This window comes from Carnobacterium maltaromaticum DSM 20342, from assembly GCF_000744945.1.
GTDB lineage: Bacteria > Bacillota > Bacilli > Lactobacillales > Carnobacteriaceae > Carnobacterium > Carnobacterium maltaromaticum.
On the sequence record NZ_JQMX01000002.1, the window covers coordinates 1 to 15281 of the forward strand.

Sequence of the window (15281 nt, forward strand, 5' to 3'; positions counted from 1 at the left end):
AAAAAGATTATCTGCCACCGACAATTTTTTTGTGTCGATGGCGGATAAAAAATTGCCACATGCTAGCATGTGGCTCTGCTTGCAAAACGAAAAAAACGTCGTTGACCAGATCCTTTTTATTTTGCTTCAGCAACCAAACTTTTGAGTTTGTGTAAGTGCGCACTTCAGGAGTTTTTCCCCTTCAGTTTTTAGGGGAAGGTTTGCTGCAAGCATTGCAAGTGTAGTCACACTTACGGAATTTGTGGAACAAAAAAATATCCACTACCGAACAAAATGGCCTGTCGGTAGTGGATAAAAAAGAGTCACATGTTTAGTTAGTTAATATGCGAACTTATTTTTAAGCAAGAACTTGATTAAATAATCAGGGTATCTTGCATAGAGATTAATTACAGTTAGAAGAATCTAAAAATTGGGAAATTGTAAAAAAATCAAAACTGAATATCAATATAATAACAAAGAATAGTAGTGTCTATCAAGTTTATTTTTGTTCTAAATTTGAGTAAAAAAAAGTGCTTTAAATTAAGAAATCGACATTTACTCTCTTACTAAAAGTATAGCAACCGAAGGGGCAAAGAACAAGACATGTGTTCGAATGGATCAAAAAAAAGCGAGATTTACTGACGGTTTTTGCTCGGTTCATTGACGGTTTTATGAAAAAAGTGTACCCACGAAAAACTCCTAGCATTGCTAGGTTTCTCACGTAAGTGGGTACACTTTTCCTTATGCTCTTTCTTAAAAATCCCATCAATCGTTAGAAACATGATAGACTAGATTTTGTTGCAAGTCCTCTTGCACGTGAAGTCACAGCGTGAGAGGAGGATTGAACCAATGCTAGAATCTCGAAAAGACCGAATGCGGATTCGGCAAAAAGAAGCACGTATGGCATTATGGAGTAAAATTATTATTCCGTTACTTGCGATTAGTGTGCCCGTTGTAACCACTCTTGTAAGTCTGTACTTGCAACGCTAGACAGAAAAAGCCCCACCGTTTGCGGAAACGGTGGGGCTACTTTTATTGAATTGGATCGAACCAATGCTTCTCATTATTCAAATTATAACAAATACATAATCAGATTGCAAAAATCTAAATTAAACTAGAAAAATCCCTTTTTTAAAGAGCTTTTTTTATTAGTCCCCTGACCCCTTAATCCCGGGCATCACTATTAGTTAGATTTTAAAAATAAAATTAATAAAGCGAAATAAAAAATTTAGGTATTAAATTTTTTGAGATTTGCTAAATAGATTGAACCGCCGACGATAGAAACAACTCCGCCAATAAATCCTAAAAAAGGTATAAGAGATACTCCACCACCAACAATAAGTAAAACACTTGGAGCTGATGCGATTTTATCGGAGTGTTTCAACTTGACCGCACCAATAATCCCTAAAACTAAAATTGCTATTTTAACTATCAATATTAGTAATGATAATGTACTTGTTGCTCCTATATTAACACTATTGTTCAATCCGGAAGAACTTAAATCACTAACAACCGATCCAAATAGAAATAGGGGCGCAACTAAAAGAAATATACCTCCTACAAGTCCAACAGCTCCATTGCATGTAACTAACTTTTTTTCATTCATTTTATTTATCACCACCTTTTATACAAATTCAGTATAACTTAAGAATTGATATTTCGAAAGTAATTTATTTAGGAGTATAGGTCCGGTTGTGAAAAATCTTGTGTTTTTAAAAATTAAATAACGAAAAAGTCCCTCGAGGTCGAGAGACTTTACATAATGCCCATTTTACCAAGTACCAAGCCCCGCAAGGGGCACAGACGAAAAGATTGTGATTTTGAACTGGTATAGATTGGGAATAGTGATTTGAATACGTTTTAAAGAGTAAATTTCTTGTGAAATTTACAGATATATATATAAAATTTAAATAACAAATTATTGTACTTGTTTATCAATTTTAGGTAGATACATAATAATATTTTTCTGAAAAAAGCACTTGCAAAATGAAATTTTTAAAATAAGATTAAAAAGGAGGGGTTAAATATGAGGAAGTTTTTATTTTTATCTTTATTATTTTTAGTTATTCCTTTTACATCACCACTATCAGTTAACGCAGTCAGTGATGACGTAAAACAACCACAGACTAGGGCAGCTCAATACTACGTAGTTGACAGAAAATCTCAATCCCAAGTTTCAAGAGATAATTTATGGTTTAATGATTACGCGTGGTATACTTACAAGTACATTAGTGTTCCAAATGGTTACAGACCAGTTGGAAGAGTAACAAAGACAGTTACTGCTCCAACTGGACCTAGTAAAAGAACTGTAGTATCGTATTATTCGTATTCTTATGTTAAAAATTAATAATGAATTGGTTATTAAATTAGAATAAAGAAGGTAGGTATTATTATGCACAAATTAAAAATAGCACTTTTACTTTTTCTGATTGTACCAATTGTAGCTGCTTGTACAACCACAAAAAAATTTGAATTAGAAGGAACTTGGACATCAATTTCAAAAGATATTGATGCAAATAGTTCGTACTCAATTATAAAAAAAATTGAATTTGAGTCAAATGGGTTAGCTACCATCACTTACGAAGATGAAAAACAAGTTAAAATAGGGTATAATTTTGATTCAAAAAAAGCTAGCAACAAAAAATATGGACAGCTAAAATTAAATTATACAGATAGAGATATAACAAGTACAGATGTTCTGAAAGTTAAAAATAAAGATAATCAGATTAAATTAGACATCGGTTACATGGCATTGTTTGAACGTACAAATTAATAATTATCGGAAAAACCTTTTGCTCCAATATAATAATAAAAAAAGAAGAAGTAACTCCAGGTTGGGGTACTTCTTCTTTTTTAGTCCTCAGTCCAATTGTGAAGAGGAACCTTCAGGTTCTTTTTTTCTTTGAAATAAAATTCGAAGTGCGAAACAACGCCACCTCGACCACGTCCTTTTTTCTTAATCTTTTTTATTTCAAAATAGTCAAATAAAGGAGCTAATTCTTTATTGATAGGCTTAAAAATATATTGATCGATATTTCCCATTTTATAACTCTCGGGGATATCTAAAATACGCTTAAATTCATCAATAGTGACTTTATAAAAACCAGTGGACCGAAATTGCATTAAAATACGGTACATAGATTTTGAATAGCTACTTTTCAATTCAGTGAAAGATTGCAATTCGTAACGAGTAAAATTTGTTGTGATTTCGTTTAATATAAATTCAAAATCAGTATTAACTTTGATTGTAACCGTTGATTTTTTTTTGTCTATTTCATAGCGATTAAATAATACAAATCTAACAATAATATTTTCATCCTCAAATCTAAAATTTAAATTTAATAATTTGCTATACATACTTTCTAAATCAGCAACAAACCTCTCTTTGTTGCGAGATGAATAACCAATAAGGTCTTTGATTTCATCAAATGTTAGAACAATTGTTTCGGTACCTAATCGTTTCATTTTTGCACAAAGAGAAAAAAATAAATCAAACTCAATAGGTGTAAATTTTCTAAAACTAACATCGTTCATAACGTTGTTATACCGGACTATTTCATTACTCATAATTTAAACCTCCACAATTAAAACATACGATTTTTTAAAACCATGTTTTAATTGTAACAAAACCATGTTTTAATAGCAACAAAACCATGTTTTAATAGCAACAAAACCATGTTTTAATAGCAACAAAACCATGTTTTAATAGCAACAAAACCATGTTTTAATAGCAACAAAACCATGTTTTAATAACGCTACACGCTTACAGCCCCAAGTAGTACAGAGCGCCTAAAAGGTTTTAAAAGCTCTTAAAAGTTTATTAAAAGTATATTAAAAGGTCCCAGAGTCAAAAAAGGTCGACTTGCAGGCAAGTCCTTTGAGTAAAATGAAACCAAGACAAAAAGGAAACTTGCTACGCAAGCTCAAGAATTTTATAAAATCAAAAGCATTGGCAGAAACAAGTTCCTTTCGCTACCCTCACTCACAACCTAACCCTTTTTCTCTCTTAGAACCTACTTTTAAGCTCACTACAACACTTTTACTCATGATTCAAGAGAAATACGCACAAACAAGCTATACGAGCTTACCAAGGCTTTTAGGACATTTTTTGCTAACCGTTTTTTAAGTTTTTTTAAATCAACATGTGACGAGGACATTTGAATAGAGCTAAAACGCAAAAAAACTACCCTAGAATCAATTTTAAGGTGGTTTGCTGATAAGAAGTCGTGTTTAGTCTAAAACGTCTTAGAATGTATTTTAAGCGCAAAAAAAGCATGAACCCTTTTTACTCGGTGCATACTTTTTCTTGTTAGTGAGATAAAATGGTTTACAGAATTTCTGAAATATCCCATATAATCCATACAGTATATAGTTTATAAACCCTTATTTTATAAAGATTTTCAACAGAATATTTGTAATGGTAGGGGTCAATGGAACATCTTTACGAAAAGTTGCGGTGTAAATGCGAATGATTAAAGAATAGTAATCCTCATTCGTCGCTATTTCATTTTGGAAAACAGATCCCTTTATTCTGTTTAAGGCTTTAATTTTCACAATCTCTTGTACATTCAAAAGAGCCGATTAACAGCCTTTCAATAGAGTTAGTCCACTAGACCACTTCGTTTTCACAATCTATCAGGCTGTAACGCTTACGGGACATGGTACTTGGTAAAAGGTGGATTATGTGAACTAGGCAAAATTTTAAATCTTATGCCTTTGTAATTATAGATATTGTTCGGGTTTTAAAAGATACCGCAACTTTTCGTTCAATTGTTCCAGACAATTTTTGGAACAATAAAGCCTGAAAAATTGCAAATGCTGTTAAATCAACGTTTCTTTTTTTTAATAATCGATCATACCGCAACTTTCCGTAAGGATGTTCCATTGACCCCTGGTATAGGTGTTATCTACCCCCGTGTTACATGACGGTGGTTCTAGCGGGCTTGCGCCCGCCCTCGCTAAGTCTCCGACTTGCGGATTCTATCCACTTTAACGCTCGGTTTTAATTTTTTTAAATATACGAAGCTGAATATTTATTTATAATCCATTTGTATATTCTCGCAGATTACCCCCTATTAGTGTAGGGGGCTTAGTCTACTTTGTGCTCACACTCGCTAGAATGTTCTGCTTGCGCAGACATTCGCGAGGTGGCAAACGTAGACGTAGTTCTTTATGTATGGGATTATTTTAGCACAAAAACAAGAAAATAACTAGAAGTTTAAGGGGAACAGACTTCATAGTTAGCTGTCACAAGATAGTTTGATAAAATCGAAAACTGGAGGAGTGCCCATTTATACGCACCTCACTTTTTTTGTGCACCTGGTCTCTGCCGAGGTCGAATTTCCCACGTGGGTTTTTGAAAAGGGAAACCTTCAGAAAAAATAAATCTGATCAACCCCTAAAAATGAGCCGATAATTTTTTAGAACAGGGTGCACTTATACATTGACGAAAGTCAACGGTGCTAAAGGAAAATAATCGAGAGTTGATTCAAGTCTCTGACAGTTTTTTTTGACGGTATATTTTCCTTTTGCGAGCAGAGCAACATGTCCCCATGTTGCGAATTTTTAATCGTTGACTGTTGTCAATTTTTGTCAATTGGTCGGGAGAATTTTTTTCGATTTTTGTTTTTAAGGGATTGGGAAATCCAAAAAAGATTATCTGCCACCGACAATTTTTTTGTGTCGATGGCGGATAAAAAATTGCCACATGCTAGCATGTGGCTCTGCTTGCAAAACGAAAAAAACGTCGTTGACCAGATCCTTTTTATTTTGCTTCAGCAACCAAACTTTTGAGTTTGTGTAAGTGCGCACTTCAGGAGTTTTTCCCCTTCAGTTTTTAGGGGAAGGTTTGCTGCAAGCATTGCAAGTGTAGTCACACTTACGGAATTTGTGGAACAAAAAAATATCCACTACCGAACAAAATGGCCTGTCGGTAGTGGATAAAAAAGAGTCACATGTTTAGTTAGTTAATATGCGAACTTATTTTTAAGCAAGAACTTGATTAAATAATCAGGGTATCTTGCATAGAGATTAATTACAGTTAGAAGAATCTAAAAATTGGGAAATTGTAAAAAAATCAAAACTGAATATCAATATAATAACAAAGAATAGTAGTGTCTATCAAGTTTATTTTTGTTCTAAATTTGAGTAAAAAAAAGTGCTTTAAATTAAGAAATCGACATTTACTCTCTTACTAAAAGTATAGCAACCGAAGGGGCAAAGAACAAGACATGTGTTCGAATGGATCAAAAAAAAGCGAGATTTACTGACGGTTTTTGCTCGGTTCATTGACGGTTTTATGAAAAAAGTGTACCCACGAAAAACTCCTAGCATTGCTAGGTTTCTCACGTAAGTGGGTACACTTTTCCTTATGCTCTTTCTTAAAAATCCCATCAATCGTTAGAAACATGATAGACTAGATTTTGTTGCAAGTCCTCTTGCACGTGAAGTCACAGCGTGAGAGGAGGATTGAACCAATGCTAGAATCTCGAAAAGACCGAATGCGGATTCGGCAAAAAGAAGCACGTATGGCATTATGGAGTAAAATTATTATTCCGTTACTTGCGATTAGTGTGCCCGTTGTAACCACTCTTGTAAGTCTGTACTTGCAACGCTAGACAGAAAAAGCCCCACCGTTTGCGGAAACGGTGGGGCTACTTTTATTGAATTGGATCGAACCAATGCTTCTCATTATTCAAATTATAACAAATACATAATCAGATTGCAAAAATCTAAATTAAACTAGAAAAATCCCTTTTTTAAAGAGCTTTTTTTATTAGTCCCCTGACCCCTTAATCCCGGGCATCACTATTAGTTAGATTTTAAAAATAAAATTAATAAAGCGAAATAAAAAATTTAGGTATTAAATTTTTTGAGATTTGCTAAATAGATTGAACCGCCGACGATAGAAACAACTCCGCCAATAAATCCTAAAAAAGGTATAAGAGATACTCCACCACCAACAATAAGTAAAACACTTGGAGCTGATGCGATTTTATCGGAGTGTTTCAACTTGACCGCACCAATAATCCCTAAAACTAAAATTGCTATTTTAACTATCAATATTAGTAATGATAATGTACTTGTTGCTCCTATATTAACACTATTGTTCAATCCGGAAGAACTTAAATCACTAACAACCGATCCAAATAGAAATAGGGGCGCAACTAAAAGAAATATACCTCCTACAAGTCCAACAGCTCCATTGCATGTAACTAACTTTTTTTCATTCATTTTATTTATCACCACCTTTTATACAAATTCAGTATAACTTAAGAATTGATATTTCGAAAGTAATTTATTTAGGAGTATAGGTCCGGTTGTGAAAAATCTTGTGTTTTTAAAAATTAAATAACGAAAAAGTCCCTCGAGGTCGAGAGACTTTACATAATGCCCATTTTACCAAGTACCAAGCCCCGCAAGGGGCACAGACGAAAAGATTGTGATTTTGAACTGGTATAGATTGGGAATAGTGATTTGAATACGTTTTAAAGAGTAAATTTCTTGTGAAATTTACAGATATATATATAAAATTTAAATAACAAATTATTGTACTTGTTTATCAATTTTAGGTAGATACATAATAATATTTTTCTGAAAAAAGCACTTGCAAAATGAAATTTTTAAAATAAGATTAAAAAGGAGGGGTTAAATATGAGGAAGTTTTTATTTTTATCTTTATTATTTTTAGTTATTCCTTTTACATCACCACTATCAGTTAACGCAGTCAGTGATGACGTAAAACAACCACAGACTAGGGCAGCTCAATACTACGTAGTTGACAGAAAATCTCAATCCCAAGTTTCAAGAGATAATTTATGGTTTAATGATTACGCGTGGTATACTTACAAGTACATTAGTGTTCCAAATGGTTACAGACCAGTTGGAAGAGTAACAAAGACAGTTACTGCTCCAACTGGACCTAGTAAAAGAACTGTAGTATCGTATTATTCGTATTCTTATGTTAAAAATTAATAATGAATTGGTTATTAAATTAGAATAAAGAAGGTAGGTATTATTATGCACAAATTAAAAATAGCACTTTTACTTTTTCTGATTGTACCAATTGTAGCTGCTTGTACAACCACAAAAAAATTTGAATTAGAAGGAACTTGGACATCAATTTCAAAAGATATTGATGCAAATAGTTCGTACTCAATTATAAAAAAAATTGAATTTGAGTCAAATGGGTTAGCTACCATCACTTACGAAGATGAAAAACAAGTTAAAATAGGGTATAATTTTGATTCAAAAAAAGCTAGCAACAAAAAATATGGACAGCTAAAATTAAATTATACAGATAGAGATATAACAAGTACAGATGTTCTGAAAGTTAAAAATAAAGATAATCAGATTAAATTAGACATCGGTTACATGGCATTGTTTGAACGTACAAATTAATAATTATCGGAAAAACCTTTTGCTCCAATATAATAATAAAAAAAGAAGAAGTAACTCCAGGTTGGGGTACTTCTTCTTTTTTAGTCCTCAGTCCAATTGTGAAGAGGAACCTTCAGGTTCTTTTTTTCTTTGAAATAAAATTCGAAGTGCGAAACAACGCCACCTCGACCACGTCCTTTTTTCTTAATCTTTTTTATTTCAAAATAGTCAAATAAAGGAGCTAATTCTTTATTGATAGGCTTAAAAATATATTGATCGATATTTCCCATTTTATAACTCTCGGGGATATCTAAAATACGCTTAAATTCATCAATAGTGACTTTATAAAAACCAGTGGACCGAAATTGCATTAAAATACGGTACATAGATTTTGAATAGCTACTTTTCAATTCAGTGAAAGATTGCAATTCGTAACGAGTAAAATTTGTTGTGATTTCGTTTAATATAAATTCAAAATCAGTATTAACTTTGATTGTAACCGTTGATTTTTTTTTGTCTATTTCATAGCGATTAAATAATACAAATCTAACAATAATATTTTCATCCTCAAATCTAAAATTTAAATTTAATAATTTGCTATACATACTTTCTAAATCAGCAACAAACCTCTCTTTGTTGCGAGATGAATAACCAATAAGGTCTTTGATTTCATCAAATGTTAGAACAATTGTTTCGGTACCTAATCGTTTCATTTTTGCACAAAGAGAAAAAAATAAATCAAACTCAATAGGTGTAAATTTTCTAAAACTAACATCGTTCATAACGTTGTTATACCGGACTATTTCATTACTCATAATTTAAACCTCCACAATTAAAACATACGATTTTTTAAAACCATGTTTTAATTGTAACAAAACCATGTTTTAATAGCAACAAAACCATGTTTTAATAGCAACAAAACCATGTTTTAATAGCAACAAAACCATGTTTTAATAGCAACAAAACCATGTTTTAATAGCAACAAAACCATGTTTTAATAACGCTACACGCTTACAGCCCCAAGTAGTACAGAGCGCCTAAAAGGTTTTAAAAGCTCTTAAAAGTTTATTAAAAGTATATTAAAAGGTCCCAGAGTCAAAAAAGGTCGACTTGCAGGCAAGTCCTTTGAGTAAAATGAAACCAAGACAAAAAGGAAACTTGCTACGCAAGCTCAAGAATTTTATAAAATCAAAAGCATTGGCAGAAACAAGTTCCTTTCGCTACCCTCACTCACAACCTAACCCTTTTTCTCTCTTAGAACCTACTTTTAAGCTCACTACAACACTTTTACTCATGATTCAAGAGAAATACGCACAAACAAGCTATACGAGCTTACCAAGGCTTTTAGGACATTTTTTGCTAACCGTTTTTTAAGTTTTTTTAAATCAACATGTGACGAGGACATTTGAATAGAGCTAAAACGCAAAAAAACTACCCTAGAATCAATTTTAAGGTGGTTTGCTGATAAGAAGTCGTGTTTAGTCTAAAACGTCTTAGAATGTATTTTAAGCGCAAAAAAAGCATGAACCCTTTTTACTCGGTGCATACTTTTTCTTGTTAGTGAGATAAAATGGTTTACAGAATTTCTGAAATATCCCATATAATCCATACAGTATATAGTTTATAAACCCTTATTTTATAAAGATTTTCAACAGAATATTTGTAATGGTAGGGGTCAATGGAACATCTTTACGAAAAGTTGCGGTGTAAATGCGAATGATTAAAGAATAGTAATCCTCATTCGTCGCTATTTCATTTTGGAAAACAGATCCCTTTATTCTGTTTAAGGCTTTAATTTTCACAATCTCTTGTACATTCAAAAGAGCCGATTAACAGCCTTTCAATAGAGTTAGTCCACTAGACCACTTCGTTTTCACAATCTATCAGGCTGTAACGCTTACGGGACATGGTACTTGGTAAAAGGTGGATTATGTGAACTAGGCAAAATTTTAAATCTTATGCCTTTGTAATTATAGATATTGTTCGGGTTTTAAAAGATACCGCAACTTTTCGTTCAATTGTTCCAGACAATTTTTGGAACAATAAAGCCTGAAAAATTGCAAATGCTGTTAAATCAACGTTTCTTTTTTTTAATAATCGATCATACCGCAACTTTCCGTAAGGATGTTCCATTGACCCCTGGTATAGGTGTTATCTACCCCCGTGTTACATGACGGTGGTTCTAGCGGGCTTGCGCCCGCCCTCGCTAAGTCTCCGACTTGCGGATTCTATCCACTTTAACGCTCGGTTTTAATTTTTTTAAATATACGAAGCTGAATATTTATTTATAATCCATTTGTATATTCTCGCAGATTACCCCCCTATTAGTGTAGGGGGCTTAGTCTACTTTGTGCTCACACTCGCTAGAATGTTCTGCTTGCGCAGACATTCGCGAGGTGGCAAACGTAGACGTAGTTCTTTATGTATGGGATTATTTTAGCACAAAAACAAGAAAATAACTAGAAGTTTAAGGGGAACAGACTTCATAGTTAGCTGTCACAAGATAGTTTGATAAAATCGAAAACTGGAGGAGTGCCCATTTATACGCACCTCACTTTTTTTGTGCACCTGGTCTCTGCCGAGGTCGAATTTCCCACGTGGGTTTTTGAAAAGGGAAACCTTCAGAAAAAATAAATCTGATCAACCCCTAAAAATGAGCCGATAATTTTTTAGAACAGGGTGCACTTATACATTGACGAAAGTCAACGGTGCTAAAGGAAAATAATCGAGAGTTGATTCAAGTCTCTGACAGTTTTTTTTGACGGTATATTTTCCTTTTGCGAGCAGAGCAACATGTCCCCATGTTGCGAATTTTTAATCGTTGACTGTTGTCAATTTTTGTCAATTGGTCGGGAGAATTTTTTTCGATTTTTGTTTTTAAGGGATTGGGAAATCCAAAAAAGATTATCTGCCACCGACAATTTTTTTGTGTCGATGGCGGATAAAAAATTGCCACATGCTAGCATGTGGCTCTGCTTGCAAAACGAAAAAAACGTCGTTGACCAGATCCTTTTTATTTTGCTTCAGCAACCAAACTTTTGAGTTTGTGTAAGTGCGCACTTCAGGAGTTTTTCCCCTTCAGTTTTTAGGGGAAGGTTTGCTGCAAGCATTGCAAGTGTAGTCACACTTACGGAATTTGTGGAACAAAAAAATATCCACTACCGAACAAAATGGCCTGTCGGTAGTGGATAAAAAAGAGTCACATGTTTAGTTAGTTAATATGCGAACTTATTTTTAAGCAAGAACTTGATTAAATAATCAGGGTATCTTGCATAGAGATTAATTACAGTTAGAAGAATCTAAAAATTGGGAAATTGTAAAAAAATCAAAACTGAATATCAATATAATAACAAAGAATAGTAGTGTCTATCAAGTTTATTTTTGTTCTAAATTTGAGTAAAAAAAAGTGCTTTAAATTAAGAAATCGACATTTACTCTCTTACTAAAAGTATAGCAACCGAAGGGGCAAAGAACAAGACATGTGTTCGAATGGATCAAAAAAAAGCGAGATTTACTGACGGTTTTTGCTCGGTTCATTGACGGTTTTATGAAAAAAGTGTACCCACGAAAAACTCCTAGCATTGCTAGGTTTCTCACGTAAGTGGGTACACTTTTCCTTATGCTCTTTCTTAAAAATCCCATCAATCGTTAGAAACATGATAGACTAGATTTTGTTGCAAGTCCTCTTGCACGTGAAGTCACAGCGTGAGAGGAGGATTGAACCAATGCTAGAATCTCGAAAAGACCGAATGCGGATTCGGCAAAAAGAAGCACGTATGGCATTATGGAGTAAAATTATTATTCCGTTACTTGCGATTAGTGTGCCCGTTGTAACCACTCTTGTAAGTCTGTACTTGCAACGCTAGACAGAAAAAGCCCCACCGTTTGCGGAAACGGTGGGGCTACTTTTATTGAATTGGATCGAACCAATGCTTCTCATTATTCAAATTATAACAAATACATAATCAGATTGCAAAAATCTAAATTAAACTAGAAAAATCCCTTTTTTAAAGAGCTTTTTTTATTAGTCCCCTGACCCCTTAATCCCGGGCATCACTATTAGTTAGATTTTAAAAATAAAATTAATAAAGCGAAATAAAAAATTTAGGTATTAAATTTTTTGAGATTTGCTAAATAGATTGAACCGCCGACGATAGAAACAACTCCGCCAATAAATCCTAAAAAAGGTATAAGAGATACTCCACCACCAACAATAAGTAAAACACTTGGAGCTGATGCGATTTTATCGGAGTGTTTCAACTTGACCGCACCAATAATCCCTAAAACTAAAATTGCTATTTTAACTATCAATATTAGTAATGATAATGTACTTGTTGCTCCTATATTAACACTATTGTTCAATCCGGAAGAACTTAAATCACTAACAACCGATCCAAATAGAAATAGGGGCGCAACTAAAAGAAATATACCTCCTACAAGTCCAACAGCTCCATTGCATGTAACTAACTTTTTTTCATTCATTTTATTTATCACCACCTTTTATACAAATTCAGTATAACTTAAGAATTGATATTTCGAAAGTAATTTATTTAGGAGTATAGGTCCGGTTGTGAAAAATCTTGTGTTTTTAAAAATTAAATAACGAAAAAGTCCCTCGAGGTCGAGAGACTTTACATAATGCCCATTTTACCAAGTACCAAGCCCCGCAAGGGGCACAGACGAAAAGATTGTGATTTTGAACTGGTATAGATTGGGAATAGTGATTTGAATACGTTTTAAAGAGTAAATTTCTTGTGAAATTTACAGATATATATATAAAATTTAAATAACAAATTATTGTACTTGTTTATCAATTTTAGGTAGATACATAATAATATTTTTCTGAAAAAAGCACTTGCAAAATGAAATTTTTAAAATAAGATTAAAAAGGAGGGGTTAAATATGAGGAAGTTTTTATTTTTATCTTTATTATTTTTAGTTATTCCTTTTACATCACCACTATCAGTTAACGCAGTCAGTGATGACGTAAAACAACCACAGACTAGGGCAGCTCAATACTACGTAGTTGACAGAAAATCTCAATCCCAAGTTTCAAGAGATAATTTATGGTTTAATGATTACGCGTGGTATACTTACAAGTACATTAGTGTTCCAAATGGTTACAGACCAGTTGGAAGAGTAACAAAGACAGTTACTGCTCCAACTGGACCTAGTAAAAGAACTGTAGTATCGTATTATTCGTATTCTTATGTTAAAAATTAATAATGAATTGGTTATTAAATTAGAATAAAGAAGGTAGGTATTATTATGCACAAATTAAAAATAGCACTTTTACTTTTTCTGATTGTACCAATTGTAGCTGCTTGTACAACCACAAAAAAATTTGAATTAGAAGGAACTTGGACATCAATTTCAAAAGATATTGATGCAAATAGTTCGTACTCAATTATAAAAAAAATTGAATTTGAGTCAAATGGGTTAGCTACCATCACTTACGAAGATGAAAAACAAGTTAAAATAGGGTATAATTTTGATTCAAAAAAAGCTAGCAACAAAAAATATGGACAGCTAAAATTAAATTATACAGATAGAGATATAACAAGTACAGATGTTCTGAAAGTTAAAAATAAAGATAATCAGATTAAATTAGACATCGGTTACATGGCATTGTTTGAACGTACAAATTAATAATTATCGGAAAAACCTTTTGCTCCAATATAATAATAAAAAAAGAAGAAGTAACTCCAGGTTGGGGTACTTCTTCTTTTTTAGTCCTCAGTCCAATTGTGAAGAGGAACCTTCAGGTTCTTTTTTTCTTTGAAATAAAATTCGAAGTGCGAAACAACGCCACCTCGACCACGTCCTTTTTTCTTAATCTTTTTTATTTCAAAATAGTCAAATAAAGGAGCTAATTCTTTATTGATAGGCTTAAAAATATATTGATCGATATTTCCCATTTTATAACTCTCGGGGATATCTAAAATACGCTTAAATTCATCAATAGTGACTTTATAAAAACCAGTGGACCGAAATTGCATTAAAATACGGTACATAGATTTTGAATAGCTACTTTTCAATTCAGTGAAAGATTGCAATTCGTAACGAGTAAAATTTGTTGTGATTTCGTTTAATATAAATTCAAAATCAGTATTAACTTTGATTGTAACCGTTGATTTTTTTTTGTCTATTTCATAGCGATTAAATAATACAAATCTAACAATAATATTTTCATCCTCAAATCTAAAATTTAAATTTAATAATTTGCTATACATACTTTCTAAATCAGCAACAAACCTCTCTTTGTTGCGAGATGAATAACCAATAAGGTCTTTGATTTCATCAAATGTTAGAACAATTGTTTCGGTACCTAATCGTTTCATTTTTGCACAAAGAGAAAAAAATAAATCAAACTCAATAGGTGTAAATTTTCTAAAACTAACATCGTTCATAACGTTGTTATACCGGACTATTTCATTACTCATAATTTAAACCTCCACAATTAAAACATACGATTTTTTAAAACCATGTTTTAATTGTAACAAAACCATGTTTTAATAGCAACAAAACCATGTTTTAATAGCAACAAAACCATGTTTTAATAGCAACAAAACCATGTTTTAATAGCAACAAAACCATGTTTTAATAGCAACAAAACCATGTTTTAATAACGCTACACGCTTACAGCCCCAAGTAGTACAGAGCGCCTAAAAGGTTTTAAAAGCTCTTAAAAGTTTATTAAAAGTATATTAAAAGGTCCCAGAGTCAAAAAAGGTCGACTTGCAGGCAAGTCCTTTGAGTAAAATGAAACCAAGACAAAAAGGAAACTTGCTACGCAAGCTCAAGAATTTTATAAAATCAAAAGCATTGGCAGAAACAAGTTCCTTTCGCTACCCTCACTCACAACCTAACCCTTTTTCTCTCTTAGAACCTACTTTTAAGCTCACTACAACACTTTTACTCAT

Annotated in this window: 17 protein-coding genes; 11 read left to right on the forward strand and 6 right to left on the reverse strand. The window is 32.7% G+C overall.

What is annotated here, in order from left to right; genetic code table 11:
- Positions 1-828: 828 nt before the first annotated feature.
- Positions 829-969: a hypothetical protein gene (locus tag BR77_RS19215; protein ID WP_155520243.1), complete on the forward strand. Its 141-nt coding sequence runs from the start codon at positions 829-831 to the stop codon at positions 967-969.
- Between the two features lie 238 nt (positions 970-1207).
- Here the strand turns inward: BR77_RS19215 and BR77_RS16950 are convergent, their stop codons facing one another.
- Positions 1208-1585: a hypothetical protein gene (locus BR77_RS16950; RefSeq protein ID WP_035066584.1), complete on the reverse strand. Its 378-nt coding sequence runs from the start codon at positions 1583-1585 to the stop codon at positions 1208-1210.
- 420 nt (positions 1586-2005) lie between these two features.
- Between BR77_RS16950 and BR77_RS16955 the strand changes: the two genes are divergently transcribed.
- Together BR77_RS16955 and BR77_RS16960 are read left to right on the forward strand one after the other, a co-directional pair.
- Positions 2006-2326, forward strand: a complete 321-nt coding sequence (locus BR77_RS16955; RefSeq protein WP_035066586.1) for a hypothetical protein — start codon at positions 2006-2008, stop codon at positions 2324-2326.
- A 45-nt stretch (positions 2327-2371) separates the two neighbouring features.
- Complete coding sequence (locus BR77_RS16960; protein ID WP_035066589.1) at positions 2372-2752, forward strand: hypothetical protein; 381 nt, start codon at positions 2372-2374, stop codon at positions 2750-2752.
- Positions 2753-2832: 80 nt separating this feature from the next.
- Here BR77_RS16960 and BR77_RS16965 read toward each other — a convergent pair whose 3' ends face one another.
- On the reverse strand, positions 2833-3546 hold the full coding sequence (locus BR77_RS16965; RefSeq protein ID WP_035066591.1) for a replication initiation protein: 714 nt from the start codon (positions 3544-3546) through the stop codon (positions 2833-2835).
- Positions 3547-3865: 319 nt separating this feature from the next.
- Between BR77_RS16965 and BR77_RS19220 the strand changes: the two genes are divergently transcribed.
- Positions 3866-4105, forward strand: a complete 240-nt coding sequence (locus tag BR77_RS19220) for a hypothetical protein (protein WP_185751428.1) — start codon at positions 3866-3868, stop codon at positions 4103-4105.
- 2350 nt (positions 4106-6455) lie between these two features.
- A complete protein-coding gene (locus BR77_RS19225) occupies positions 6456-6596 on the forward strand; it encodes a hypothetical protein (protein WP_155520243.1) in 141 nt (46 codons plus the stop codon).
- A gap of 238 nt (positions 6597-6834) precedes the next feature.
- Here BR77_RS19225 and BR77_RS16970 read toward each other — a convergent pair whose 3' ends face one another.
- Positions 6835-7212, reverse strand: coding sequence for a hypothetical protein (locus BR77_RS16970; RefSeq protein WP_035066584.1), 378 nt, complete (start codon positions 7210-7212; stop codon positions 6835-6837).
- Positions 7213-7632: 420 nt separating this feature from the next.
- Between BR77_RS16970 and BR77_RS16975 the strand changes: the two genes are divergently transcribed.
- Together BR77_RS16975 and BR77_RS16980 are read left to right on the forward strand one after the other, a co-directional pair.
- On the forward strand, positions 7633-7953 hold the full coding sequence (locus tag BR77_RS16975; protein ID WP_035066586.1) for a hypothetical protein: 321 nt from the start codon (positions 7633-7635) through the stop codon (positions 7951-7953).
- A 45-nt stretch (positions 7954-7998) separates the two neighbouring features.
- On the forward strand, positions 7999-8379 hold the full coding sequence (locus BR77_RS16980) for a hypothetical protein (RefSeq protein WP_035066589.1): 381 nt from the start codon (positions 7999-8001) through the stop codon (positions 8377-8379).
- Between the two features lie 80 nt (positions 8380-8459).
- Here BR77_RS16980 and BR77_RS16985 read toward each other — a convergent pair whose 3' ends face one another.
- Positions 8460-9173, reverse strand: coding sequence for a replication initiation protein (locus BR77_RS16985; RefSeq protein WP_035066591.1), 714 nt, complete (start codon positions 9171-9173; stop codon positions 8460-8462).
- A gap of 319 nt (positions 9174-9492) precedes the next feature.
- On the opposite strand from BR77_RS16985, the gene BR77_RS19230 reads away from it, so the two are divergent.
- Both BR77_RS19230 and BR77_RS19235 read left to right on the forward strand, forming a co-directional pair.
- Positions 9493-9732, forward strand: coding sequence for a hypothetical protein (locus BR77_RS19230; protein ID WP_185751428.1), 240 nt, complete (start codon positions 9493-9495; stop codon positions 9730-9732).
- Between the two features lie 2351 nt (positions 9733-12083).
- Positions 12084-12224, forward strand: coding sequence for a hypothetical protein (locus BR77_RS19235; protein ID WP_155520243.1), 141 nt, complete (start codon positions 12084-12086; stop codon positions 12222-12224).
- Between the two features lie 238 nt (positions 12225-12462).
- On the opposite strand, the gene BR77_RS16990 is transcribed toward BR77_RS19235, so the two are convergent.
- Positions 12463-12840 (reverse strand): hypothetical protein, encoded by a 378-nt coding sequence (locus BR77_RS16990; protein ID WP_035066584.1) that lies wholly within the window; start codon positions 12838-12840, stop codon positions 12463-12465.
- Between the two features lie 420 nt (positions 12841-13260).
- Here BR77_RS16990 and BR77_RS16995 point away from each other — a divergent pair, with 420 nt between their 5' ends.
- Together BR77_RS16995 and BR77_RS17000 are read left to right on the forward strand one after the other, a co-directional pair.
- A complete protein-coding gene (locus BR77_RS16995) occupies positions 13261-13581 on the forward strand; it encodes a hypothetical protein (protein WP_035066586.1) in 321 nt (106 codons plus the stop codon).
- A 45-nt stretch (positions 13582-13626) separates the two neighbouring features.
- Complete coding sequence (locus BR77_RS17000) at positions 13627-14007, forward strand: hypothetical protein (protein WP_035066589.1); 381 nt, start codon at positions 13627-13629, stop codon at positions 14005-14007.
- 80 nt (positions 14008-14087) lie between these two features.
- On the opposite strand, the gene BR77_RS17005 is transcribed toward BR77_RS17000, so the two are convergent.
- Positions 14088-14801: a replication initiation protein gene (locus BR77_RS17005; RefSeq protein ID WP_035066591.1), complete on the reverse strand. Its 714-nt coding sequence runs from the start codon at positions 14799-14801 to the stop codon at positions 14088-14090.
- Positions 14802-15281: the final 480 nt, after the last annotated feature.

What these genes read in the sequence shown, in the direction of transcription:
- BR77_RS19225 (WP_155520243.1), top strand. Translation starts at nt 6,456, where the DNA reads ATGCTAGAATCTCGAAAAGACCGAATGCGGATTCGGCAAAAAGAAGCA.
- BR77_RS16985 (WP_035066591.1), bottom strand. Translation starts at nt 9,173, where the DNA reads ATGAGTAATGAAATAGTCCGGTATAACAACGTTATGAACGATGTTAGT.
- BR77_RS16970 (WP_035066584.1), bottom strand. Translation starts at nt 7,212, where the DNA reads ATGAATGAAAAAAAGTTAGTTACATGCAATGGAGCTGTTGGACTTGTA.
- BR77_RS16995 (WP_035066586.1), top strand. Translation starts at nt 13,261, where the DNA reads ATGAGGAAGTTTTTATTTTTATCTTTATTATTTTTAGTTATTCCTTTT.
- BR77_RS16950 (WP_035066584.1), bottom strand. Translation starts at nt 1,585, where the DNA reads ATGAATGAAAAAAAGTTAGTTACATGCAATGGAGCTGTTGGACTTGTA.
- BR77_RS17005 (WP_035066591.1), bottom strand. Translation starts at nt 14,801, where the DNA reads ATGAGTAATGAAATAGTCCGGTATAACAACGTTATGAACGATGTTAGT.
- BR77_RS17000 (WP_035066589.1), top strand. Translation starts at nt 13,627, where the DNA reads ATGCACAAATTAAAAATAGCACTTTTACTTTTTCTGATTGTACCAATT.
- BR77_RS19215 (WP_155520243.1), top strand. Translation starts at nt 829, where the DNA reads ATGCTAGAATCTCGAAAAGACCGAATGCGGATTCGGCAAAAAGAAGCA.
- BR77_RS16975 (WP_035066586.1), top strand. Translation starts at nt 7,633, where the DNA reads ATGAGGAAGTTTTTATTTTTATCTTTATTATTTTTAGTTATTCCTTTT.
- BR77_RS16960 (WP_035066589.1), top strand. Translation starts at nt 2,372, where the DNA reads ATGCACAAATTAAAAATAGCACTTTTACTTTTTCTGATTGTACCAATT.
- BR77_RS19220 (WP_185751428.1), top strand. Translation starts at nt 3,866, where the DNA reads ATGAAACCAAGACAAAAAGGAAACTTGCTACGCAAGCTCAAGAATTTT.
- BR77_RS16965 (WP_035066591.1), bottom strand. Translation starts at nt 3,546, where the DNA reads ATGAGTAATGAAATAGTCCGGTATAACAACGTTATGAACGATGTTAGT.
- BR77_RS19230 (WP_185751428.1), top strand. Translation starts at nt 9,493, where the DNA reads ATGAAACCAAGACAAAAAGGAAACTTGCTACGCAAGCTCAAGAATTTT.
- BR77_RS19235 (WP_155520243.1), top strand. Translation starts at nt 12,084, where the DNA reads ATGCTAGAATCTCGAAAAGACCGAATGCGGATTCGGCAAAAAGAAGCA.
- BR77_RS16955 (WP_035066586.1), top strand. Translation starts at nt 2,006, where the DNA reads ATGAGGAAGTTTTTATTTTTATCTTTATTATTTTTAGTTATTCCTTTT.
- BR77_RS16990 (WP_035066584.1), bottom strand. Translation starts at nt 12,840, where the DNA reads ATGAATGAAAAAAAGTTAGTTACATGCAATGGAGCTGTTGGACTTGTA.
- BR77_RS16980 (WP_035066589.1), top strand. Translation starts at nt 7,999, where the DNA reads ATGCACAAATTAAAAATAGCACTTTTACTTTTTCTGATTGTACCAATT.